General features: G+C 34.9%; 19 protein-coding genes. 7 read left to right on the top strand and 12 right to left on the bottom strand.

Annotated features, from left to right (window positions below; translation table 11 throughout):
* Positions 1-166 precede the first annotated feature (166 nt).
* Positions 167-715 carry a 5' nucleotidase, NT5C type gene (locus tag FLA105534_RS12265; RefSeq protein WP_173966413.1) on the bottom strand — a complete coding sequence of 183 codons (549 nt, stop codon included), beginning with the start codon at positions 713-715 and terminating at the stop codon, positions 167-169.
* Between the two features lie 84 nt (positions 716-799).
* Between FLA105534_RS12265 and FLA105534_RS12260 the strand changes: the two genes are divergently transcribed.
* From FLA105534_RS12260 to FLA105534_RS12240, 5 genes are all read left to right on the top strand, one after another.
* Complete coding sequence (locus tag FLA105534_RS12260) at positions 800-1,549, top strand: DeoR/GlpR family DNA-binding transcription regulator (protein WP_173966412.1); 750 nt, start codon at positions 800-802, stop codon at positions 1,547-1,549.
* A 175-nt stretch (positions 1,550-1,724) separates the two neighbouring features.
* Positions 1,725-2,534 carry a helix-turn-helix domain-containing protein gene (locus tag FLA105534_RS12255; RefSeq protein WP_173966411.1) on the top strand — a complete coding sequence of 270 codons (810 nt, stop codon included), beginning with the start codon at positions 1,725-1,727 and terminating at the stop codon, positions 2,532-2,534.
* A 155-nt stretch (positions 2,535-2,689) separates the two neighbouring features.
* Positions 2,690-3,247, top strand: a complete 558-nt coding sequence (locus FLA105534_RS12250) for a YybH family protein (protein WP_173966410.1) — start codon at positions 2,690-2,692, stop codon at positions 3,245-3,247.
* Between the two features lie 427 nt (positions 3,248-3,674).
* A complete protein-coding gene (locus FLA105534_RS12245) occupies positions 3,675-4,460 on the top strand; it encodes a helix-turn-helix transcriptional regulator (RefSeq protein WP_173966409.1) in 786 nt (261 codons plus the stop codon).
* A 103-nt stretch (positions 4,461-4,563) separates the two neighbouring features.
* On the top strand, positions 4,564-5,685 hold the full coding sequence (locus tag FLA105534_RS12240; protein ID WP_173966408.1) for a nuclear transport factor 2 family protein: 1,122 nt from the start codon (positions 4,564-4,566) through the stop codon (positions 5,683-5,685).
* 98 nt (positions 5,686-5,783) lie between these two features.
* On the opposite strand, the gene FLA105534_RS12235 is transcribed toward FLA105534_RS12240, so the two are convergent.
* From FLA105534_RS12235 to FLA105534_RS12185, 11 genes are all read right to left on the bottom strand, one after another.
* Positions 5,784-7,232 (bottom strand): TolC family protein, encoded by a 1,449-nt coding sequence (locus FLA105534_RS12235; RefSeq protein ID WP_173966407.1) that lies wholly within the window; start codon positions 7,230-7,232, stop codon positions 5,784-5,786.
* The gene (locus tag FLA105534_RS12230; RefSeq protein WP_173966406.1) at positions 7,225-10,392 is read right to left on the bottom strand and encodes an efflux RND transporter permease subunit; all 3,168 of its coding nucleotides are present in this window, start codon (positions 10,390-10,392) and stop codon (positions 7,225-7,227) included. The genes FLA105534_RS12235 and FLA105534_RS12230 overlap by 8 nt, the downstream gene beginning before the upstream one ends.
* 24 nt (positions 10,393-10,416) lie before the next feature.
* Entirely contained in the window at positions 10,417-11,499 is a 1,083-nt protein-coding gene (locus FLA105534_RS12225; RefSeq protein ID WP_173966405.1) for an efflux RND transporter periplasmic adaptor subunit, read from the bottom strand.
* 173 nt (positions 11,500-11,672) lie between these two features.
* Positions 11,673-12,056 carry a hypothetical protein gene (locus tag FLA105534_RS12220; protein ID WP_246253230.1) on the bottom strand — a complete coding sequence of 128 codons (384 nt, stop codon included), beginning with the start codon at positions 12,054-12,056 and terminating at the stop codon, positions 11,673-11,675.
* Between the two features lie 259 nt (positions 12,057-12,315).
* Positions 12,316-12,720 carry a GNAT family N-acetyltransferase gene (locus FLA105534_RS12215; protein WP_173966404.1) on the bottom strand — a complete coding sequence of 135 codons (405 nt, stop codon included), beginning with the start codon at positions 12,718-12,720 and terminating at the stop codon, positions 12,316-12,318.
* A 203-nt stretch (positions 12,721-12,923) separates the two neighbouring features.
* Positions 12,924-13,604 (bottom strand): hypothetical protein, encoded by a 681-nt coding sequence (locus FLA105534_RS12210; protein ID WP_246253229.1) that lies wholly within the window; start codon positions 13,602-13,604, stop codon positions 12,924-12,926.
* 115 nt (positions 13,605-13,719) lie between these two features.
* On the bottom strand, positions 13,720-14,112 hold the full coding sequence (locus tag FLA105534_RS12205; RefSeq protein ID WP_173966403.1) for an ACT domain-containing protein: 393 nt from the start codon (positions 14,110-14,112) through the stop codon (positions 13,720-13,722).
* 21 nt (positions 14,113-14,133) lie between these two features.
* Complete coding sequence (locus FLA105534_RS12200) at positions 14,134-15,390, bottom strand: alpha/beta hydrolase-fold protein (protein ID WP_173966402.1); 1,257 nt, start codon at positions 15,388-15,390, stop codon at positions 14,134-14,136.
* 112 nt (positions 15,391-15,502) lie between these two features.
* Positions 15,503-17,374 (bottom strand): M1 family metallopeptidase, encoded by a 1,872-nt coding sequence (locus FLA105534_RS12195; RefSeq protein WP_173966401.1) that lies wholly within the window; start codon positions 17,372-17,374, stop codon positions 15,503-15,505.
* Between the two features lie 214 nt (positions 17,375-17,588).
* Positions 17,589-19,169 carry an NADP-dependent glyceraldehyde-3-phosphate dehydrogenase gene (locus tag FLA105534_RS12190; RefSeq protein ID WP_173966400.1) on the bottom strand — a complete coding sequence of 527 codons (1,581 nt, stop codon included), beginning with the start codon at positions 19,167-19,169 and terminating at the stop codon, positions 17,589-17,591.
* Positions 19,170-19,246: 77 nt separating this feature from the next.
* Positions 19,247-19,558: a rhodanese-like domain-containing protein gene (locus FLA105534_RS12185; RefSeq protein WP_173966399.1), complete on the bottom strand. Its 312-nt coding sequence runs from the start codon at positions 19,556-19,558 to the stop codon at positions 19,247-19,249.
* A 658-nt stretch (positions 19,559-20,216) separates the two neighbouring features.
* On the opposite strand from FLA105534_RS12185, the gene FLA105534_RS12180 reads away from it, so the two are divergent.
* Together FLA105534_RS12180 and FLA105534_RS12175 are read left to right on the top strand one after the other, a co-directional pair.
* Positions 20,217-20,858, top strand: a complete 642-nt coding sequence (locus tag FLA105534_RS12180) for a Crp/Fnr family transcriptional regulator (protein ID WP_173966398.1) — start codon at positions 20,217-20,219, stop codon at positions 20,856-20,858.
* A gap of 245 nt (positions 20,859-21,103) precedes the next feature.
* Entirely contained in the window at positions 21,104-21,889 is a 786-nt protein-coding gene (locus FLA105534_RS12175; RefSeq protein WP_173966397.1) for a sulfite exporter TauE/SafE family protein, read from the top strand.
* Positions 21,890-22,071: the final 182 nt, after the last annotated feature.

Below are 22,071 nucleotides of genomic sequence, written 5' to 3'. Positions count from 1 at the left end.
AGCCTGTTTACTAGTCATTGCAAATACAAAGTCAGCTGAATTTGCAGGGTATTATCTTTATAGACTTTGCGGATTTATTTTACCATTAAGTTTGAGAAAATAAATCCGTAAAATCTGCAACCCGAACGATGACGAATCAGCAAAACAAATCTGCGTGCAAATAAACTTAGTTCAAATCAGTTACGATGTCTTTTTCTAGAACTTCAACGGCTTCTTTCCAGTTGTTTACTCTCAAGTGATGTGTTTGATTAACATTATGGAATGCTGTAAACATGATAGGTTTTCCCATGCAATGGTCTAAATTTTTTCGGTGATCGTCAATCATATAATCCGTATTGATAATTCTTTTGCTTCCGCATAAAATAATATTTTCCCAGGTGATAAAAGGAAAATGTTCCGCAAGCCAGGCCACTTTTTCGGCCAGTGATACCGGAAATTCGGTTGCGGCAGAAACAATAAAAATTTCAAAGTTTTCCTGTAATCGACGTAAACTTTCGACTGCATCAGGCATTACAGGCAGACTTCTAAAAAAATTATCGGCATTTAAAACTTCACGCAAAAGTGTTCTGTCTTTAAAAGCATCTTCTTCACTTAACCCCCGAATAGTCTCTTTGGTAAGTGAAGCTCCACTCTCTTTATTGTACTGTTTTATTAATTGTATTTCGATGTCGGCAAGTACGCCATCCATATCGATGGCAATTGTTTTCTTTTTCATTTTGATTTATTTTGCAACAAATTTACGCAAATATTGCAAAGTATTGCAATTTTAACTTATTTTTGCAATATAAATTTGCATCAAATGAAAAAAGAAGAGCGTCAAAAAGTAATTCTAGAGTATTTATCAAAAGAACACCGACTTACTTTAATGGAACTTAGTGCCTATTTAAATGTATCAGAAGATACAATAAGACGAGATGTAAAAGAACTTTCGGATCAGGGATTGTTAAAGGCTGTTCGTGGAGGCGCGGTTGCTCCCTCTCCGATTCCGCTGCATTTTAGAAACAGGGAAAAACACGATCTTGAAAACAAAAAGATAATTGCCGAAAAAGCAATCTCTTATTTAAAAGACGGTCAGGTAGTTTTTATCGATGGAGGAACAACTTCATTGGCTTTAGTAGCCAGCTTTCCTTACGATTTAAAAATCACCGTGATCACAAATAGCTTTCCTGTAGCAGCATTAATCGAAGATTTACCCAATATCGAATTGATTTTTGCCGGTGGTCGAATGTGCAAAACTTCCTTTACTACTGCCAGTATTGAAACGATCGATTTTTTTAGAAACTTCAGAGCCGACATTTGTATTCTTGGACTCTGCAGCATTCATCACGAACGTGGGGTAACTGGAATTTTATACGATGATTCTCAGATAAAAAGAAACATGATTCAACATTCCGATTTTGTTATTGCTTTAGGTTCTATCGAAAAGGTAGGAACAGCTGAATCGTATTCTGTTTGCCCAATTAAGGATATTAATGTACTGGTAACGAATATTGATCCGGAAGATGAAAGTTTAAAGTTTTACAAAGATGCAGGACTGACTATTGTTTAAAATGGTCATATCACGCCAATTCACAACACTTCGATTGCAATACTCCGACCTTCTTTGTAATTTGTCTGTTTTACTATTTTAAACTTGTTTTATATTTTTTTCATAACTTTACACCTGTCAGCACGTTAACAAAACAAACGCCATTTTAAATATTTGAGAAATTAAATTCAGTAAAATGCAATTTCAACATTTTTCGCCATCCGAAATTCTAAAACCTTATATCAAACATTACTATATTTTTGAATCAGATTCAGATATAGAATTTGAGGATACGGTATTTCCGAGTGGCGAAATGGAAATAATTTTTAATCTTGGTGATGGTATTTGGGAATCATTGGTTGATAAAAACTTTTACAAAACTCCAAAAATTGAATTATGGGGTCAGATCACTAAGCCCCTTGCTATAAAATCAAAAGGAAAACATACCATGCTGGGTATTCGATTTTATACCCATACCGCAGCCTACTTTTTTAAAGATGAAATTGGAGTATTTAACAATCAGATTTTCGACATGGAAGATATAATTGGTAATCCAATAAAAAAACTACACAATCAGCTTTTAGAAACTTCCGATATTCAAAAAAGAATTGAGCTTATCGAAACATTCTTAATTCAGAAAATAATAACAAACCCTAAGCGATCTGACAAGATTGAAAAAGTAGCTCATATCTTATCCAGTTTGCTAAGCGAACCGACTGAAACTAACATCAGCAGCATTTCGGAAAAATATGGTATAACGCCACGCTATCTTCATAAATTAGTGTTTCAGCATACCGGACTTGCCCCGAAATCGTTCAACAAAATTAAACGTTTTCAGCACAGTCTTAAACTCATTAACAATACCGAATACCCTTTTACCTCTATTGCTTATGATTCCGGTTATTTTGATCAGTCGCATTTTATAAGAGATTTCAAATTCTTTACCGGAACTACACCAACCTCCTATTTAGAAAATCAATTCCCTATCAACCATTTAATTCTTTAAAGGTATTACTAAGCATTAACAACACTATCCCTTAGTAGCTTAGCATCTAAGAACCTTAGCACCCTAATAAAAAAAACAGTTCCGTTTTGTACAATTCAGGAGTTTTTTCCCTTACTACCTTTGATAAAAATAATAGTAAATCTAAAAACTTTAATATGAATACTTTTAACAACTCATCGGAATTGAGCCGAAAATCAATTTCATTTTTATCCCTTCTTTTTAAATATTTTTCTAAGCGGAATAACGTTTATTTGACATCAAAACTCTTTGCCATTACCTTATTGCTTTTCAGCTGTAATTCTGCACCAAATACTGAAACAGCAGATTTAAGCGAGGCAAAAAATGCAATTCAAAAAAGCAATGCCATCTATTTTGATTCCTTTAAAAACAATGATCCTTCAATATTTATAGACCGATATGCGGAAGATGCTTCTATTTTACTCCCAAATGCACCTCAGATTTATGGAAAAGAAGGTGCTGCCAGTTTTTTTCGAAAAGCCTATGATGAATATGGCTTAAGAGGTGGAAAATTTATCACCACTGCGGTATACGGTGATGGCGTAAAATATGTTACTGAAGAAGGTTTATGGCAGTCGTATAATTCTAAAGGCGAATTAATGGACGATGGTAAATTCCTGGTTCTTTGGAAGAAAACAGACAAAGGCTGGAAAATGTTTCGGGATTCATTTAGCAGTAATCGAAAATCAAAATAAGTAAAAAAACATTTGCTAAAAGCAGTTTCGTAGAATTGCGAAATATCTGATAATCGTCTATTTTACTTTCACAAGAATTTTTATCTTAGCCGAAGGTATACAGGCTCAAAGTTCACAACCTCATAAAGTTGTGAACTTTAACTGTAAAACAAAAAAAGCGATTTAAAACTGTACCAATAAGCAAATGTATTTAGATAATCAGATTTTATTTTTCTTCAGCGCATTAGGAGCATTTAATTGTACTATCTTGAGTTTGTACTTTTTCTTCTTTACAAAAGAAAAAAACATTTCCAACTTTTTTTTAGGCGGATTATTAGCCGTGCTAAGCATTAGAATCTGGAAGTCAATCTTTTTTTACTTTAACCCCGGGCTTTCAAAAACATATTTGCAAATCGGTTTATCTGCCTGTTTTCTAATAGGCCCCTTTTTGTTTTTCTATATTAAAGCTAAACAAAACTCATTAAATATAGCTTTAGCGAAGTATTCAATTCTTTTTTTATTATTCCTTATTGTCTTTGTGGGAGTATTAGCTCCCTATCAGAATCATTTAGAATTATGGAAAAAATACATTTATTTAATCATCAACTTACAATGGATCGTCTTTATCATACTTTCTGCATTTTCTGTAAAACAAGTATTCGCGAAGATTCTCACTAAGTCCGACAAAATTAATTATGATGAGGTTTGGATACTCTCAGTATTGGGTGGTGTCTTCCTAATTTGGCTCGCTTATTTTACAGCTGCATACACCTCTTATATTTCAGGAGCTCTTTCTCTTTCTTTTGCTTTATATTTATCGGGTATGGTTGTATTTTACAAACGAAATGAAACTTTTAAAGTACATCCTAAAAAAGAAAAATACGTTAACAAAATAGAGAGCGAAGAAGTCAATGCTATTCTTGAAAAAATACAGATTGCTTTTAACTCAAAGAACATTCACAAAAATCCTAATCTAACCTTAAATCTACTAGCGCAGGAAATCAAAATACGACCTCAACTCTTATCACAATTCTTAAATGACAATTTGAACAAAAGTTATACGCAATTCATAAACGAATACCGAATCGAAGAAGCAAAAAAAATACTCAAGCAGGACAGTAATCTAAAAATGGAAGTTGTAGCCGAGTATTGCGGTTTCAATTCGAGCAGTACTTTTTATGGCGCATTTAAAAAAGCGACAGGCACCACACCTTTAAACTACGCAAAAACCTGATTTTTTCTCCTAATTTATAAATCTGGAGTCCTAAATTATATATTCATTCCCATTCCCAATTGACGAACTATAGCTTTGCGGAAAATTAAATTTCAAAAAGCTTATGAAAAAAGTTATCTATTTTATTACACTATTATTTTCGTCAGGTTATTTATTGGCACAGACAGAAGAGGAATTGGTCAAAAAATGCATTGAAAATTATATTGATGGTACTTCTTACAACAGGCCTGATAACATTGAGAAGGCATTTTATTCTGAGGCCAATCTCTTTTTAAGTCATAAAGACAAAGACTTGTGGATTGTACCTTCCGGCGAATATGCCAAATGGTTTAAAAAAGGCAATCAGGGGCAATTTAATGGTCGAATGGGCAGAATAATTTCACTTGATTTGCATAACGACATCGCTTTAGCTAAAGCCGAAATATTAATTCCTGACAAAAAAATGGAATTTATTGATTTGTTTTTACTCAAAAAGATTCAGGGCGAATGGAAAATAATCAGTAAATCTGCGAGTAGCATAAATACGAACAAATCAGGACAGCACATTCTGTTTATCGTTTCTAATGCCCATTATTATGGCAAATCGAACCTGGCAACAGGTAATAGTTTTTCTGAAATTATAAATGCCTACCATACTTTTAAAACAGGGGGATATACTGTTGATTTTGTAAGCCCGGAAGGAGGAAGTGTCCCATTAGCCTACATCAACACATCCGACGCATTACAAAAACAATATTTATTTGATCCGGATTTTATGTATGCCCTGAAAAACACTAAAAAACCAGCAGAAATTGATTCAAAAATCTATAAAGCTGTTCATTACATCGGTGGTGGAGCTGCCATGTATGAGGTACCTGAAAATAAAGAAATTCAAGCCATAACTTTAAGAGTATATGAGGAGAACAAAGGGATTATCTCTTCTGTTTGTCATGGAACTGCAGGAATTGTCAACTTAAAAACAAATGACGGCAATTATTTAGTCGCAGGAAAAAGAATTAGCGGTTACCCGGATTCATTCGAAAAACAAGATGACGAATATTTTAAATACTTCCCGTTCTTAATTCAAAAAACAATTGAAGGAAGAGGAGGGGTCTTTAAATTCTCGGCACGTAACGTCTCTCATGTCGAAACGGACGGAAGAATTGTCACGGGACAAAATTTTCAATCGTCAAGTGGAGTGGCTTCAAAGATTATAGAATTAATAAACAATGCAAAAAAAGAGTAATACTCTATCACAATCATCAAAACCTCTTCGATCAACTAAAAAAAGCCTTTCAGGAATTTACTCCCGAAAGGCTTTTATCTACAAAATAACTATTACTCCTATTTCCAACCGCCGCCTAAGTCTCTGTACACATGGACTGCAGCATTTAATTGTTCTTTTTTGGTATCTACCAATTCTAATTTTGCTTCTAATGCATCACGTTGTGTCATTAAAACTTCAAAATAATCAACTCTGGCCGATTTAAACAAATCGTTAGAAACGTCTATTGAGGTGTTTAGAGCATCAACCTGTTGCGATTTAAGATCATATCCTTTTTGTAAATTTTCGATCTTCGAAAGCTGGTTGGACACTTCTAAGTAAGCATTCAAAATCGTACGATCGTAATTGTACAATGCCTGAAGCTGTCTTGCATTTGCGCTTGCAAATTCTGCCTTAATCGCATTTCTGTTAATCAATGGCGCAGCAAGATCTCCTGCTAATGAATACAAAATAGATTCCGGGAACGTAAACAGGTAAGAAGGTTTAAATGCCTGTACTCCTATCGCAGCCGAAATATTTAAGGAAGGATAAAACTCAGCACGAGCCACTTTTACATCTAATTTTGAAGCTACTAATTCTAATTCTGCCTGTTTAACATCAGGACGATTCGCTAATAACTGAGACGGAATTCCTGAACTAACCGCTGCCGGTAACAAACTAAGGAAGTTGTTTGTATTGGTTCTTTTAATTTCCTGAGGATATCTTCCCAATAAAAAATTGATTTTATTTTCTGCTTCTTTTATCTGCTGAAGAATTCCAAATTCCAGACTTTTTGAGGTTAAAACTTCCGCTTCAAACTTCTTCACGCCTAGTTCAGTAGCTCTGGCAGCCTGCTTCTGAATTTTTACAATTTCTAAAGCATTAGACTGCAATTTGATGGTTTGTTTTACAATATCCAACTGCGTATCTAAAGCCAGTAATTCGTAATAAGAATCGGCCACTTCAGCAATAAGGTTGGTAATCACAAAATTTTTACCTTCAACCGTGGCTAAATATCGGTTTAAAGCTGCTTTCTTAGAATTTCGCAGTTTTTTCCAGATGTCTACTTCCCAGTTCGCATAAGCCGAAATGGTAAAATCTCCTAACGGATCAGGAGTTTTTATACCCGGTTTGATATCTGTGTTGGCATCGCCTGCACCCTGACTTGTATATCGGCCAACTTTCTCTACTCCCGCTCCGGCACGAACACCAACAGTTGGTAATAAAAGTCCTTTTTTTACACGGATGTCATTTCTGGCAATTTCAATTTCCTGCAAAGTGATGTTTAATTCCTGATTGTTCTTCAGAGCAGCATCAATCAGGTCTACCAGATTTTGATCTTTAAAGTAATCTTTCCAGACTAGTGTTGCTGTATTATTGTTTGCATCCTGAGTTTGTGCTGTTGCTCCAAACGCTTCAGGAACTGGCGTGCTTGTTGCTACAGTCTCAGGAGCAGGGGCTTTACACCCTGCAACCGTAAGACATATACCCAATGCAATACCGTATTGATATGATTTGAATTTATACATGATTGTTATCAATTTCTTCTGTTAATGGATTCTCTTCTTCATGTTTCACCAATTTGTATCTCTCTGCTATTTTTCCAAAGATGTAATACAAGCCCGGAATTACAAACACCCCGCAAATAGTTCCGATAAGCATACCTCCTGCAGCTGCAGTACCAATAGTACGGTTACCGATTTTTCCCGGACCGGTAGCAAAAGCAAGTGGTAATAAACCTGCAATAAAAGCAAATGAAGTCATCAAAATAGGACGGAACCTCGCTTTAGCTCCTTCCATCGCTGCTTCAAGAACTGATTTACCTGCGGCATGTCGCTGGATTGCAAACTCTACAATCAACACGGCATTTTTACCCAATAAACCAATAAGCATTACCATGGCTACCTGTGCATAAATGTTGTTCTCTAATCCTGTTAATTTCAGTAAAAAGAAAGCTCCAAAAATACCTGCCGGTAAAGAAAGAATTACAGATAATGGTAAAATAAAACTCTCGTATTGCGCTGCCAGTACCAGATACACAAATCCTAAACAGATCAGGAATACCCAAATTGCCTGATTCCCCTGCGCCACCTCATCGGCAGAAATACCTGCCCAGTCAATGTCATATCCTCTGGGTAATTTTTTAGCAGCTACTTCCTGAATTACTTTAATCGCAGTACCAGAACTATAACCCGGTGCTGCAGAACCACTAATTTGCGTAGAAGTGTACATATTGTGTCGGGTAATTTCAGAAAGCCCGTATACCTTTTCCAATCTCATAAAAGCAGAAAAAGGCACCATTTCATCACGATTATTTTTTACATATAACTTTAAAATATCATCTGGCTGAGCACGATACTCCGGAGAAGCCTGAACAATTACTTTGTAGTTGATTCCGAATTTAATAAAACTAATTTCGTAGTTACTTCCCACAAGAGTTGACAATGTATTCATTGCGTTTTCGATCGAAACTCCTTTTTGCTGTGCCAAATCATTGTCGACTTTCATCATGTATTGAGGGAAACTCGAACTATAAAAACTAAATACATTGGATAATTCCGGATGTCTGTTCAATTCAGCAACAAAATCATTATTTACCTGCTCCGTTTTTTTGTAATCCCCCGAACCGGTTTTATCTAATAAACGAAGCTCAAATCCCCCGGCAGCACCATATCCCGGTACAGCAGGCGGCTGGAAGAATTCGATATTTGCTCCCGCAATGTCTTTACATTTTTCCTCCATCTCATGCATAATCTCAAGAACAGATTCTTTTCTGTCGTTCCAGTCTTTAAGATTCACCAAACAAGTTCCTGAGTTTGCTCCTGTACCTTCAGACAGAATTTCATAACCTGCCAACGAAGAAACCGATTTCACTCCATCGATATCTTCTGCAATCTTTTGAACTCTTTCTGCAATATTATTAGTTCTTTCTAAAGATGAACCCGGAGGTGTTTGAATAACTGCATAAAACATTCCCTGATCCTCATTCGGAATAAATCCGGAAGGAACTGTGCTGCTTATTAACCATGTTCCGGCACAAAATCCTACTAAAGCAATTATAGTAACAGCTCTTCTGTTTACGATTTTAGCTAATACATTTTGATATTTACCCTGAGCCAGGTTAAACTTATTATTAAAACCATCTATAAATACATTAACTGGTGTTTTCTTTTTAGGCTGACCGTGATTATTTTTCAGCATCATCGCACAAAGTGCCGGTGTCAATGTCAAAGCCACAATACCCGAAAGTATAATAGCAGTTGCCATCGTAACCGAGAACTGTCTGTAAAATACTCCAACAGGACCAGACATGAATGCAACAGGAATAAATACCGCAGCCATCAGGAACGTAATCGCAATAATCGCCCCCGCAATTTCATGCATCGCTTTTTTAGTTGCTTTAAATGCTGACAGATGTTCTTCTTCCATCTTGGCGTGAACAGCTTCGATTACTACAATCGCATCATCGACGACGACCCCAATTGCCAATACTAAAGCAAACAACGTAATTAAGTTCAACGATATATCAAAGAATGTCATAAACACAAAGGTTCCAATTAACGATACCGGTACTGCAATTGCCGGAATAACCGTCGAACGCCAGTCGCCTAAGAAAAGAAATACGACTAAACCAACCAGAATAAAAGCTTCTACCAATGTGTGAATTACTTTTTCGATAGAGGCATCCAGGAACTTAGAAACGTCATATGAAATCTCATAATCCATTCCTTTTGGAAATTTTTGCTTGATTTTTTCCAATTTAGCCTTTACTTCTTCAATAACCTGATTGGCATTACTTCCAAAAGACTGTTTTAGTACGATAGCCGCAGATGGCTTACCATTTAAGTTGGAGTAAATATCATACATTGAACTACCAAATTCAATATTGGCAACATCTTTCAAACGTAAAAGTTCTCCGTTAGCATTGGATTTTACTACAATATTTCCATATTGCTCTTTCGTGGTAAAACGTCCGGAATATTTCAATACATATTCAAATGCCTGAGAACGTTTACCGGAGCTTTCCCCCGTTTTACCCGGAGAAGCCTCCAAACTCTGACTTGACAATGCTTCCATTATCTCATCGGCAGAAATTTTATACGCCAACATACGATCCGGTTTCAGCCAGATACGCATAGCATATTCACGAGTTCCCAAGATATCTCCGGAACCAATACCATTTACCCTTTTCAATTCTGAAAGTACGTTGATATCAGCGTAGTTGTACAAGAACTTCATGTCGGTATTTTTATCTGTACTGTAAAGGTTCACATACATCAACATACTTGGCACTTCTCGGGTAATTTTTATACCCTCTCTAATTACCAATGGAGGTAATTTATTGGTAACCGAAGCTACACGATTCTGAACGTTAACCGCCGCTTGATTGGGATCTGTTCCTAAGTTAAAAACTACTTTTATAGTGGCCTCACCATCATTTCCGGCATCAGAAGACATGTATTTCATTCCCGGAACTCCATTTAAAGCTCTTTCTAAAGGAATAATAACTGCCTTGATCATCAATTCACCGTTAGAACCCGGATAATCTGCAGTAACATTCACCATTGGTGGTGAGATTGTAGGGAATTGGGTAATAGGTAAATTCAATACCGACAATACTCCTAAAAAGACTATTATAAGCGATATTACTATCGACAGTACAGGTCTTTGAATAAATTTGTTAAACATTTTATATTGTTTTAATGATTAAACCTATTCTGCTTTTAAGCGTAAATTGTTCATTACCGCTTTAGGAGATTGGAATTCATATTTGATTTTGTCATTCTCTTTTACTTTCTGAACTCCTTCAAGTAAAATTTTGTCATTTTCGGTAAGTCCGGTTCTGATCACGTACAAATCAGGGATTTCGCCAGTTATAGTGATTTCTCTTGAAGTTACTTTATTGTTTTTATCGATCACAAAAACGTATTTTTTATCCTGGATTTCATAAGTCGCTTTTTGTGGAATCACGATTGCATTTTTAAGCGGTACAAGCATTTGAACCTGTCCGGTTTCGCCATTTCTAAGCAATTTGCCTGAATTAGGAAAACGCGCTCTGAATGCGATGTTTCCGGTTTCATTGTTAAATTCACTTTCAATAACTTCTACATTTCCTTTTTCCTTAAAAGTTTCGCCATTAGCCAAAACCAGACTTACTTTATTATCAGCACGGTCTTTTACATTGGTTTCATATTGCAGGTATTCAGGTTCTGAAACATTGAAGTAAGCAAACATCTGACTGTTGTCTGAAAGACTCGTCATCAATTCGCCTTCATCAATAAGACTTCCTAATTTTAACGGAATACGATCGATAGTTCCGTCAAACGGAGCTCTGATTTCGGTAAATGATAAATGAAGTTTTGCCAGTGCTACTTCGGCTTTTGCAGATTGCAATTTTGCCTGCGCTACACTTAGTTCGTTTTTAGAAACGATATTTTTGTCTGCCAGTAATTTGGAATTTTGCAGTTCGATTTCTACTGATTTTTGTTCAGCTTGTGCTTTCAATAATTCTGCCTGATACATGTTTGGCATAATTTTAAACAACAGCTGTCCTTTTTTTACAAATTGTCCTTCATCGACATAGATGTTTTGTAAAAAACCTTTTTCCTGAGCACGAATTTCAATGTTTCGTACGGATTTAATTTGTGAAACATACTGTTTCGTAAACGAAGTGTCTATTTTTACCGGATTGGTAGCGGTAAATTTTTCTACTTCTTCTTTTTCTTCTTTTTTAGCTGTACAACTAGTAAGGCACACTAAGGCAATTAAGCCAGTGAACAAGATAATTCTTTTCATGATTTTATTGGAAATTAAGCGATTGAGTGCTTGGAATACAGAGATTCCTTTGGATGAAAAAATGCATCAGCCAGCCTTAGTCAGAACTTAACTTTCATATAAGATGAGGTAGAAAAAAATACATCAACAGAATATTCAGATCACAACTTTGGTAACCGATGTATACTGTTGAATCAAATTCTTAAAACTCGTTGAGTAATGTAGATAGGATTTGAGTTGCCACAAAATGGCAGGAAGATTTTAAAACGATTGTAATCATTTACACCAGTCTGACTTGCAAAGGAAAGATACCAACTGTCAAGTAAACTGTAGTTTGTTGCAAAAAACTTATTCGTAAGTCCATCTTTAAGATCATCACTTCCAAGATATTCTTCTTCAGTATCAATATCAGCATCTTCAATAATTGAACTGCCCTGCTCCTGATTGGTGAATTTTACCCTGTGCTTTTTCTCAAGATTATGAGGATGAGCATTTTTAGGAGTACCCGCATTAAGATATTGCCCTCCGCCTAACAGAAGCAAATTCATGAATACTAAAAATACTACTAACTTTCTCATTTGGGTGCGAAAGTAAGGAAAGTATCGAAAGAAAAAAAGATTTTTTTATAAGCTTTAACATTTAAAAAAGACGAAAACGTTTTCATGATTTTATTACACACTAATTCTGATAAAAAAATATCCTTTTTTGCTGAAAAATCATAAAAAATTAAGTCCTTATCATAATCGAGTTAATAAGACTCTCCAAATCAATAAAAAAACATCAAAATCGCAAAGATCTGACATTGTATGTTTTATTCCGTAAAATTCACTTTATTTTCTATAGCAAAACTTCCATTATGGTAAATTCCTGTTCTGCTTTTCTAAAAATATGATGAGTATCCTGCATTCCGAATTTCTCGTAAAATTTTTTTTTATTGGTTCGTGCATTGCACCAGACTTTTTTCAAATTTTTCTCTTTTGCGAATTGTAAAATGTATTTTACAAGTTCAGATCCGATGCCTTTTCCCTGATATTCTTCCAGAGTTGCCAATTTTCTGAACTGTAATTCGTTAATATTCACAAAACAGGAAACTACTGCAACTAATTTTTCTGCTATAAAAACACCAAAATGCAGCCCTAAAGCATCTTCATCTAATTGCACGAACTCAAATGGCTGATCCGGCCACATTACTTCATGTCTGATCTGCCAGGTCTGAGAAGCTTTAATTGCTTTGATTTTCATTATTTTACTTCTTTTAGATTGCATCAAAATTACACGATTTTACAATTGCATTTTATCCTTTCCCGAACAATTATAAACGATTCAATATCATGACCATACAACAAATAAATCGAATTATAAAAAATTGATTTTAGCAGTAGTATATGGTAAATGCAAACGGTTTTCATAAATAAAAAAGGGAATCAAAATTGATTCCCTTTTTACTACTCTACTTTAATAAAAAACCGCTCCGTATTGTCGCTGGTTATTTTTTCGACAATTCCATCAGTCACTTTTCCCACATTGATGACATGCAGCTCATCTCCATTTTCATTTATCGTGCAATTCCAAACAGTTCCGTCAGATAAAAGGATGTCCGAAAACAATGCATCTGAGTTCTCTTTGTTGTAATACACTAATTTCTCAGACTTAATGAGTTTCTTTTCCTGCGTTTTCTTATTTTTCTCATAAGAAGAAATTTCACCGTCCTTGATTTCGATTAAGTCGTCAAAATCTTTTTGTGAGGTTGCATTACTTTGATTAGCAGCCCAAACCGGCTTATCTCCAACCATCTTCCAGGTTCCTACGGCCAACTTTAGAAGATTTTCTCTCAAAAATGTTCGTAAAGTATCTACTTTTTTAATCGATTCCTGACCTATTGTATTGTCAGGTTTAATTTTGGAAGCAACGTAAAATAAATCAATCGCTTTCTTATAATCGGCTTTTTGGTAGTAGTCTAAAGCTAATTCATATCTGCTTTTCTGAAATGCGATTTTAGCGTTGTTTTGAGCAAAATTTTTACAAGTGATTAATAAAACAATAAAAAATAGTTTCTTTTTCATTAATAATTCAGGGTTTTCATTTTTTTGCAAACGTAGTTTTTTAATATTAAACTTCCGCTTCATTTTTAACTTTTTTTTAATTCAAATGTAATAAAAAACTTACCAATAATAAATCTGGAAAAAGTTAAATTTTTAATCCCCCTTTGTTTATTGCTATTATCCAGTGATTTACCTCAATTTAGACCGAAAATAAATTTAAGATCTCCATTGCCTTCTCTGTGTCTTTTTGAGCTATAAAAATATGATCGTGATAAAAAGCGGCCACAACATTACAGCTTATTTCATGTTCTGAAAGTGCTTTTGAAAATGCTGCTGTTAAGCCAACTGCTTCTAATGATGAATGCACCGTGAGTGTTATCCATGACATTACAACTGAATAATCTAGCTTTAATGCGTCTGCAATTTCTTTTTTCAAAATCAGAGTAATTGCTTCTTTTTCTTTGAAAAACATCTCAATATCATTCAGTTCTACACCATCTAATTTTTCGACTTTACAAAAAACATAATCTCCTAAATTATGCTCTGGTTTCATGCTTTTAAGTAATTGTTGTAAATCTTTTTCTCCTGACATTTTAAGTTTTTATTATATCTATTATTTTAATTTCTCCAGTTTTATCTTAGCTTCCGAGAAGTTTTTATCCAGTATCAAAGCCTTTTCATAACTGGCGATTGCATTTTTCTTATCACCATTTGCTTCATAAAAATCTCCAAGCGAATCATGAACATTTGGACTTTGAGGATAATTCGCAACATTTAACCTGAACAGATAACCTGCCAGCTCCATATCTTTTTTACCCAAAGACTGATAACCATAAGCATTTACTGTGTTTTCTGGAACGCTTACCTTGTAACCTAAATGTTTTGATACATTTTCAAAATGTTTTTCAATTTTAGTAAAAACAGCTTTATTAAAATTAATTTGTTCCGGAATGGAAAGCTTTAACTGATTGAATTTAAACAAAAACCGAAGACCATCATAGGTGGCGATCAATGGTACAGATCCATGATTATCATCATTATAATATTGGTACTGATAATTCAAACCGCTTTTTTTGTTCTTGTTCAGAAAATCATTAAAATCTAAAATGGAGCGGATATGTCTTGTAAAAATCGTTGTATCTTTTCTTACTTTCACAACATTCATGCTATCATCCATTGTATTGGCAGCGGCCATAAACAAGGAAACATTCGGCAGTTTTTTGTTTTCTATTTTTTTTTCAGTTGCAACTAAAAATTTCTGATGATCCCACCACAAACTCGGATCAATAGCAAGATACGAATTGAATAAATGAGTATGATTTGTCAGAATATTCAAAGTGGTCAAACCTCCAAAAGAATGTCCTATCAGTGTTTTATAAGGTGTAGTTGGATATTTACCATCGATATACGGAATCAATTCTTTTTCAAGAAATTCAACAAATTTTTCTCCTCCACCAGATTGATCACTTAAACTTTTTGACACAAATGGAGGATCAACATCCGTATGTGTAGGAGTTAAATCACGATTTCTATTAGTGTTCGTAATCCCAACTATAATCATTTCCGGACAATTTGTATTTCCGTTCACTTCGCTCATTTCTTCAATTATCCCTACAACGGAGCTAAAATGTCCTTCAGCATCAAGTAAATAAACGACCGGATACTTTTGTTTTGCCAGACCTGTATTTCGTGCACTTTTAGGAAGATGAATCCATATTTTTCTATCTTCGTTCAGGACTTTAGAAGAAATACTATCGATTGTTCCTATTTCAATTCTATCTTTATTTTGAGCAAATGCAAAACTCGTTAACAATACAAATAAACCGAAGAAGAGTATCTTTTTTCTAAAAACAATTTGTAAACTATTCATTTCTTATTGATTTTTTTCAATTTGTTACTAAAAATTCAAAACTTATTATGCTGTTTTTATAAAACACAGAAGTCGTCTTTTTAGTTAAAAAAACGACTTCTGTTGTACTCTTTTATTTTGCTGACCAGGTATTGTCGGAAGGAGTAGCATCCATAAAAATACCACCATCTAGAACTACTTTTTTAATTTGCTTGTTACTCTTCACTGTAACAGCGGCCAGTTTTTGATTCGCCTGCCAAACAGCCGGTGTGCTATGAACTGTTTCTGTCGTATTATCTGCGTAGGTCACAATGGCATCAAACGGAATTGCAAAACCTCCAACATTGGCTACAGAAATCACATTCTTAACCACCTTTTTAACAGAAAGATCTAAGTAATTATTCGTGAAAAACCAATTATCAAAAAACCAATTCAGATTTTTACCCGAAGCTGTATTAATCGAATTAAAATAATCCCATGGAACCGGGTGTTTACCATTCCAATTGTCCATATAGGCATGCAGTGCTTTTTTAAACAAATCATCACCCAACAAGTCTTTTAAAGCCAGGTATGACAAAGAAGCTTTTCCGTATGAATTATTGCCATAACCAGAATCTGATAACTGTGATGACATAGTAATGATAGGCTGATCTTCTTCTGTAGACGGATCATTTATATATTGTTCTACTCGAAATTCTTTATAAAACTTATCGGCGGCTTCTTTTCCGTGCTCTGCGATTCCTATCAAATATTCAAAAGTTGTCGCCCAGCCTTCGTCCATAAAAGCATAACGTGTTTCGTTGATTCCCATATAAAAAGGAAAATAGGTATGAGCTACTTCATGATCCTGAACCAACTGTGCAAAAACAGGATCTCCCATTTGCGAATCATTACACATCATTGGATATTCCATATCTGCAAAACCCTGAAAAGCCGTCATTTTAGAATACGGATAGGGAACTCCCGGCCAATTGTGTGAAAAGAAATCTAAAGCATATTGGTTGTACTTAATAGAATTTTCAAAATCGGTTCCTTTTACATCATAAGCTGCTTGGATACTCGCGCGTCGCTTTGTTTTTTTATCCACAATTACACTTCCGGCATCCCATAAATAATGATCACTTAAACCAAAACAAACATCTGTAATGTTTTTAGCTTCAAATTTCCAAACGTTCCAATCGCTTTGTTTTGTTACCAGACCGTTTTTCATTTCCTGCTCATTGGCAATGTGTAAAATTTCATCTGTTAGGTATGATTTTTTTAGACGTGCAGCAAATTCAGGCTGTAAAACCTCATCCGGATTCAATAAATCTCCCGTTCCGTAAACCACATAATTTTTAGGTGCCTTTACAGAATACGTATAATCATTAAAATCATTATAAAACTCCTGACCTGAAGTATGAGGCAGGTTGTCCCATTTGTTGTAATCATCAAAAACAGAAACACGAGGATAACTATAGGCCACAAAAAAAGTAGTGTTATCGATTTGCCCCTCTCTCCCACTCACTTCTGACAATGGATAATTCCAATCGATATCAATCGTAATTTTACTATGAGGCGGCATAGGTTTATTCATTTTTACGCTCCCAACTGTACCCCAGCTTTTAGCATCTTCTTTGTAGACTTCACCTTCGATTTTCAAATTTGTAATTGTCAATCCTTCCGTAAAAAAACCTTCACTATTTAATACCGCTCGTGGCGAGGTTTTTTTATGAATATTATTCACAAATCTGATTCGTAAATTCCTTAGCGTATCATTACTGTTGTTTTCATACACGATCGTTTCGGTTCCGCTAACTACTTTTGTATTGGCATCTACAGTCAAAGCCATGTCATATTTACCATGATTTTGCCAATAATTTTTCCCGGGTTTTCCATCCATAGAACGAACACCATTAGTATAAGATTCCTTAATATTCCTTGGCATGTAAAGTTCCTGTGCAAAACTATTTTGTGCTACAAACAAGAAGGCTATAAATAGCAATTGAAGTGATTTTTTTTCCATAAGTTGTTTTAAGATTTTGGTGGTTTGATTGATTATAGTAGTTAGATGACATTTTTAACTTTAAGTTACATTATTCAAAAAATTTATTTCTAAAAATAAACAATAAAGTCAGAACCTCAACCACACAGAAAATCAAAGGCTTAAAAAGAAAAATAAAAACCGTCCAATTCAAAAGAAAAAGACGGCCTCTACAATTAATATATAACTCTGATAACTACAAAATATAATCGGTATTAATAAAATTTGACTCCCTGCTGTTTAGCAATTCCTGCAAAATTTCATTGTTATAAGCGATGTCTTTTGAAGCAACAAACGTACGGATAGAAAAAGAACGCAAGGCATCCGGAATACTTAAAGTTCCTACAGCAGAATCTTTACGGCCTGTAAACGGAAATGCATCCGGACCTCTTTGGCAAGAACTGTTGAGGTTTACTCTGCATACTAAATTTACTAAGGCATCAATAAGCGGTGCCAAGGTCTTAATATCTTTTCCAAAAAGACTTACCTGCTGTCCGTAATTGGATTCGGCCATATCTTCAAGCGGCTCGTTAATATCTTTGAAAGAAATAATGGGAACTACTGGTCCAAACTGCTCTTCATGATACACTCGCATTTCTTTGTTTACGGGATATAAGACAGCGGGAAAAATATAATTATCAGTGTGTTTCCCTCCTTTTTCATTCAGTATTTTTGCTCCTTTATGTGTTGCATCATCAATTAGTCCCTGAATGTATTTTGGCTTATCTGTTTCCGGAAGCGGTGTTAAAGAAACTCCTTTTTCCCAAGGATTTCCAAATGCCAGACCATCCACTTTTTCAGCGAAACGTTTATTAAATTCTTCGGCAATAGATTCGTGTACATACAATACTTTTAAAGCCGTGCAACGTTGTCCGTTAAACGATAAAGTTCCTGCAATGCATTCCTGAATCGCTAAATCTAAATCGGCATCAGGTAAAATAATCGCCGGGTTTTTCGCTTCCAGACCTAAAATCAAACGCAGTCTGTTTTTATTTGGATGCTGATCCTGTAATGCTATGGCTGATTTACTGTTTCCGATTAACGCTAAAACGTCAATTTTTCCCGACTTCATAATAGGCGAAGCTACTTCTCGGCCACGACCGTATACAATATTGATTACTCCTTTCGGAAAACTGCTTCTGAACGCTTCCAACAAAGGCGAAATACATAAAACACCATGTTTTGCAGGTTTAAAAATCACAGTGTTTCCCATAATTAAAGCGGGAATCAACAATGAAAAAGTCTCATTCAAAGGATAGTTATAAGGTCCAAGGCACAAAACTACACCCAGTGGCCCACGACGAATCATCGCATTAACACCCTGCACTTTTTCAAAGTGCGAGCTACGTCCGTTTAGTTCCTTATAACTGTCTATGGTATCCTGAATATATTCAACGGTTCTGTCAAATTCTTTTTGCGAATCGCCAAGGTTTTTTCCAATTTCCCACATCAAAAGTTTCACCACCTCTTCGCGGGTTTCCTTCATCTGATTTACGAAATTCTCCATGCATTTAATGCGGTCAACGACCTTCATCGTTGGCCATAAGCCCTGACCTTTATTATAAGCTGTATTGGCAGCTTCCACGACTTCGGCAGCTTCTTTCTCTTCCATAAACGGAATCGATCCTAATAAAGTTGGCGTGTATTTTTCGGTTGAGGAAATGGTCGAAAAAACTGGGGTTGTCTGTCCCGTCCATGGTTTTAATTCTCCATTTACAAGATAAGTATCTTGATTGATCAAATTTTTAATTTGAAATTCTTCGGGTATTAAACTCATAATTTGGTCTGTTATAGTTTGGTTATTAATAGCATTTGAAAAAGAAAAAAGAGGCTTTATAGGCCTCTTCTTCTGTCTTATGGGTTTACGGTTTCACCTTCCCAATCCAGAATTCCACCAAGCAAATTGTAGGCATTATTAATCCCTAACTCATTCATAATCTGACATGCTTTGGCGCTTCTGGCACCAGAACGGCAATACACATAATAATTTTTGTTTTTATCAAGCTCTTCGATTTCATAAATAAACCCTTGTCCTTTATTAATGTCGATGTTTACGGCGTTTTGAATGTAACCGTCATTAAATTCGTCTTCAGTTCTTACGTCCAGTATAACTGCATTCTCGTCAGCAGCCAGCTGATTAACCCAATCTTCTTGTGATAAATTCATAGTAAATGTGTTTTTGTAAAATTACGACGTTTCTATTGATTAAAAACGTGCCAAATGCGATTTCGATTATTATTCTCAGAAAACGTTTTAGAGAAAGTACTATAATCAGTGAAAAGCAAATTTACTTACTATTTTTAAAAATATAGTCTATAAATTCGATAGAAAATAGGATTTTTTCATTTACACAAAACACATATTAAATATAATTTTCTGATAATTTATACCATTGCAATCCCCTATCTTTGTAATAAATTATAGATTTTAATTTTAATTTAATAAAAATGTTCTTCACGAATGTTTTTTGCCACTGATTAAAAGGATTAAAAATATTCGCCGCGAATTGCACGAATTTCCACAAATTAATTAGTGTTAATTTGTGGAATTAGTCCACCTGTTTGCTATCGCACGGGTTGTGCAAAAAAATAAAAATTCAACACATAGAAACATAGATTTATTTTCTAAGTTTAGAGCAAAATAAAATAATACATTATTTACACATAGCTATGTGTGTTCATGTAAAGTGAAACGTCTTTTTTTAAGCTTTAAAAACTATGTTTCTATGTGTTAAAATATTTTGGGCCTTGATTTCAAAAAATAAAATCTGTGTAAACCTGTTCAAACCGTAAAAACCGTGGGCATTAATTCCCTCCTATTATCAATGCAAAACTCACTAAAAAATATATTTCCCAATTTCTCCGACGAACTTATTACAACAATTGAAGAAAACGGAAGCCCGCAGGATTTTGAAGCCGGAACCATCTTAATGCGTACCGGACAATACATTAAAAACACCGTGTTAATTACCAAAGGGAAAATTAAAATTTACCGCGAAGGTGAAGATGGCGGCGAATTTTTAATGTACTACCTACAACCTGGACAAGCCTGTGCCATTTCGATGATCTGCACTGCCAAAAGCGAAAAAAGCCAGATAATGGCAAAAGTTGTCGAAGATGTTTCGGTTATGATGATTCCGTTACAAATGATGGACAAATGGATGATGGAACACCGAACCTGGTATGAATTTGTAATTGATACCTACCGCAGCCGCTTTGAAGAAGTTCTTGAAGTCGTTGACAATATTGCTTTCCGGTCTATGGATGAGCGTTTAGAGTTTTACCTCAAACGACATTCGGATGCTTGTGGCTGCTCTGAAGTAAATCTTTCGCATCAGGAAATTGCAACCGAATTAAATACTTCCAGAGAGGTAATCTCCCGACTCCTCAAAAAAATGGAACAAAGAGGTCTGGTCAAACTCAACCGCAATCAAATTGAATTACTAAACACAAATTTCACAAATTAGCACAAATTATTTTTATTTTTCTCTGAACGTAATTTACTAAACCCATAGTGACATAGATTCTATACTATTGCAAAAGGTGTTTCTCTTTTTTATAAACACGTAGTTATGAAATAGAGAATCTATCCTCATTCCTATTAAAACTAATTCGGGAAAATTCGTGTAATTCGTCGCAGAAAAAAAACTTATGTGATAAATGTTACTGTGCGTATCTTTTAAACGAAGCACCTTTGTGTAAAACAAATGCAATGGAATATTTAGGATACTTCGCCTCAATCATTATAGGAATATCACTGGGCTTAATTGGCGGTGGCGGATCTATATTAACCATTCCAATTTTGGTGTATTTGTTTAAAGTAAATCCGGAACAAGCTACTTCTTATTCTTTATTTATAGTGGGATTAACTGCCATGTTTGGAAGTTACAGTCATTACAAAATGGGGAATCTTAAACTTAAGTCGGCTTTGTATTTTGCGATTCCCTCTGTTATTTCGATTTTGATTATTCGGGAAGTTATTTTTCCTCAAATTGCTTCTACCCTGTTTTCTATAGCTTCATATTCGGTTTCCAAAGATTTTCTCATTATGATTATCTTCTCGGTATTGATGATTACAGCAGCAATTTCGATGATCCGAAAAAACAAACCCGAAACAAAAGCCACCGAAACTAATTATGTTCAATTAAGTCTAATTGGATTTTTAGTTGGAATTGTGACCGGATTTTTGGGTGCGGGAGGTGGTTTTTTAATTATTCCTGCACTGCTTTTCTTCGCTAATTTACCCATGAAACAAGCCGTTGGAACTTCATTGTTGATTATTACGATTAACTCTTCGATAGGTTTCGGCGGCGATTTATACATCGGAACTCCCATAGATTATACCTTTCTACTAGGAATTTCTGCAATGGCACTCTTTGGAATGTTTATAGGAAGTCAGCTTTCTAAAAAAATCGACGGGGCAAAACTAAAACCCATTTTTGGATGGTTTGTTCTCGTAATGGGATTTTATATTATTACAAAAGAGGTTTTGTTTTAAAGTTTCACGCAGATTCAGCAGATTTTTATTTTGGTTAATTGTAGAATATCTTTACTATAGATGTAAAAAAAGCATAAAAACTTTATTTTTAGACCAAATAATCACAATCATTGTCATTTCGACGAAGGAGAAATCTCCGCGAGAAACTCGACAAAGATTGACTTTCGTTGCGGAGTTACTTG

The sequence above is a fragment of the Flavobacterium collinsii genome, from assembly GCF_902804485.1.
Classification (GTDB): domain Bacteria; phylum Bacteroidota; class Bacteroidia; order Flavobacteriales; family Flavobacteriaceae; genus Flavobacterium; species Flavobacterium collinsii.
This window is presented reverse-complemented; position numbering and strand designations above follow the sequence as displayed.

What these genes read in the sequence shown, in the direction of transcription:
- FLA105534_RS12265 (WP_173966413.1), bottom strand. Translation starts at nt 715, where the DNA reads ATGAAAAAGAAAACAATTGCCATCGATATGGATGGCGTACTTGCCGAC.
- FLA105534_RS12260 (WP_173966412.1), top strand. Translation starts at nt 800, where the DNA reads ATGAAAAAAGAAGAGCGTCAAAAAGTAATTCTAGAGTATTTATCAAAA.
- FLA105534_RS12255 (WP_173966411.1), top strand. Translation starts at nt 1,725, where the DNA reads ATGCAATTTCAACATTTTTCGCCATCCGAAATTCTAAAACCTTATATC.
- FLA105534_RS12250 (WP_173966410.1), top strand. Translation starts at nt 2,690, where the DNA reads ATGAATACTTTTAACAACTCATCGGAATTGAGCCGAAAATCAATTTCA.
- FLA105534_RS12240 (WP_173966408.1), top strand. Translation starts at nt 4,564, where the DNA reads ATGAAAAAAGTTATCTATTTTATTACACTATTATTTTCGTCAGGTTAT.
- FLA105534_RS12235 (WP_173966407.1), bottom strand. Translation starts at nt 7,232, where the DNA reads ATGTATAAATTCAAATCATATCAATACGGTATTGCATTGGGTATATGT.
- FLA105534_RS12230 (WP_173966406.1), bottom strand. Translation starts at nt 10,392, where the DNA reads ATGTTTAACAAATTTATTCAAAGACCTGTACTGTCGATAGTAATATCG.
- FLA105534_RS12225 (WP_173966405.1), bottom strand. Translation starts at nt 11,499, where the DNA reads ATGAAAAGAATTATCTTGTTCACTGGCTTAATTGCCTTAGTGTGCCTT.
- FLA105534_RS12220 (WP_246253230.1), bottom strand. Translation starts at nt 12,056, where the DNA reads ATGAGAAAGTTAGTAGTATTTTTAGTATTCATGAATTTGCTTCTGTTA.
- FLA105534_RS12215 (WP_173966404.1), bottom strand. Translation starts at nt 12,720, where the DNA reads ATGAAAATCAAAGCAATTAAAGCTTCTCAGACCTGGCAGATCAGACAT.
- FLA105534_RS12210 (WP_246253229.1), bottom strand. Translation starts at nt 13,604, where the DNA reads ATGAAGCGGAAGTTTAATATTAAAAAACTACGTTTGCAAAAAAATGAA.
- FLA105534_RS12205 (WP_173966403.1), bottom strand. Translation starts at nt 14,112, where the DNA reads ATGTCAGGAGAAAAAGATTTACAACAATTACTTAAAAGCATGAAACCA.
- FLA105534_RS12200 (WP_173966402.1), bottom strand. Translation starts at nt 15,390, where the DNA reads ATGAATAGTTTACAAATTGTTTTTAGAAAAAAGATACTCTTCTTCGGT.
- FLA105534_RS12195 (WP_173966401.1), bottom strand. Translation starts at nt 17,374, where the DNA reads ATGGAAAAAAAATCACTTCAATTGCTATTTATAGCCTTCTTGTTTGTA.
- FLA105534_RS12190 (WP_173966400.1), bottom strand. Translation starts at nt 19,169, where the DNA reads ATGAGTTTAATACCCGAAGAATTTCAAATTAAAAATTTGATCAATCAA.
- FLA105534_RS12185 (WP_173966399.1), bottom strand. Translation starts at nt 19,558, where the DNA reads ATGAATTTATCACAAGAAGATTGGGTTAATCAGCTGGCTGCTGACGAG.
- FLA105534_RS12180 (WP_173966398.1), top strand. Translation starts at nt 20,217, where the DNA reads ATGCAAAACTCACTAAAAAATATATTTCCCAATTTCTCCGACGAACTT.
- FLA105534_RS12175 (WP_173966397.1), top strand. Translation starts at nt 21,104, where the DNA reads ATGGAATATTTAGGATACTTCGCCTCAATCATTATAGGAATATCACTG.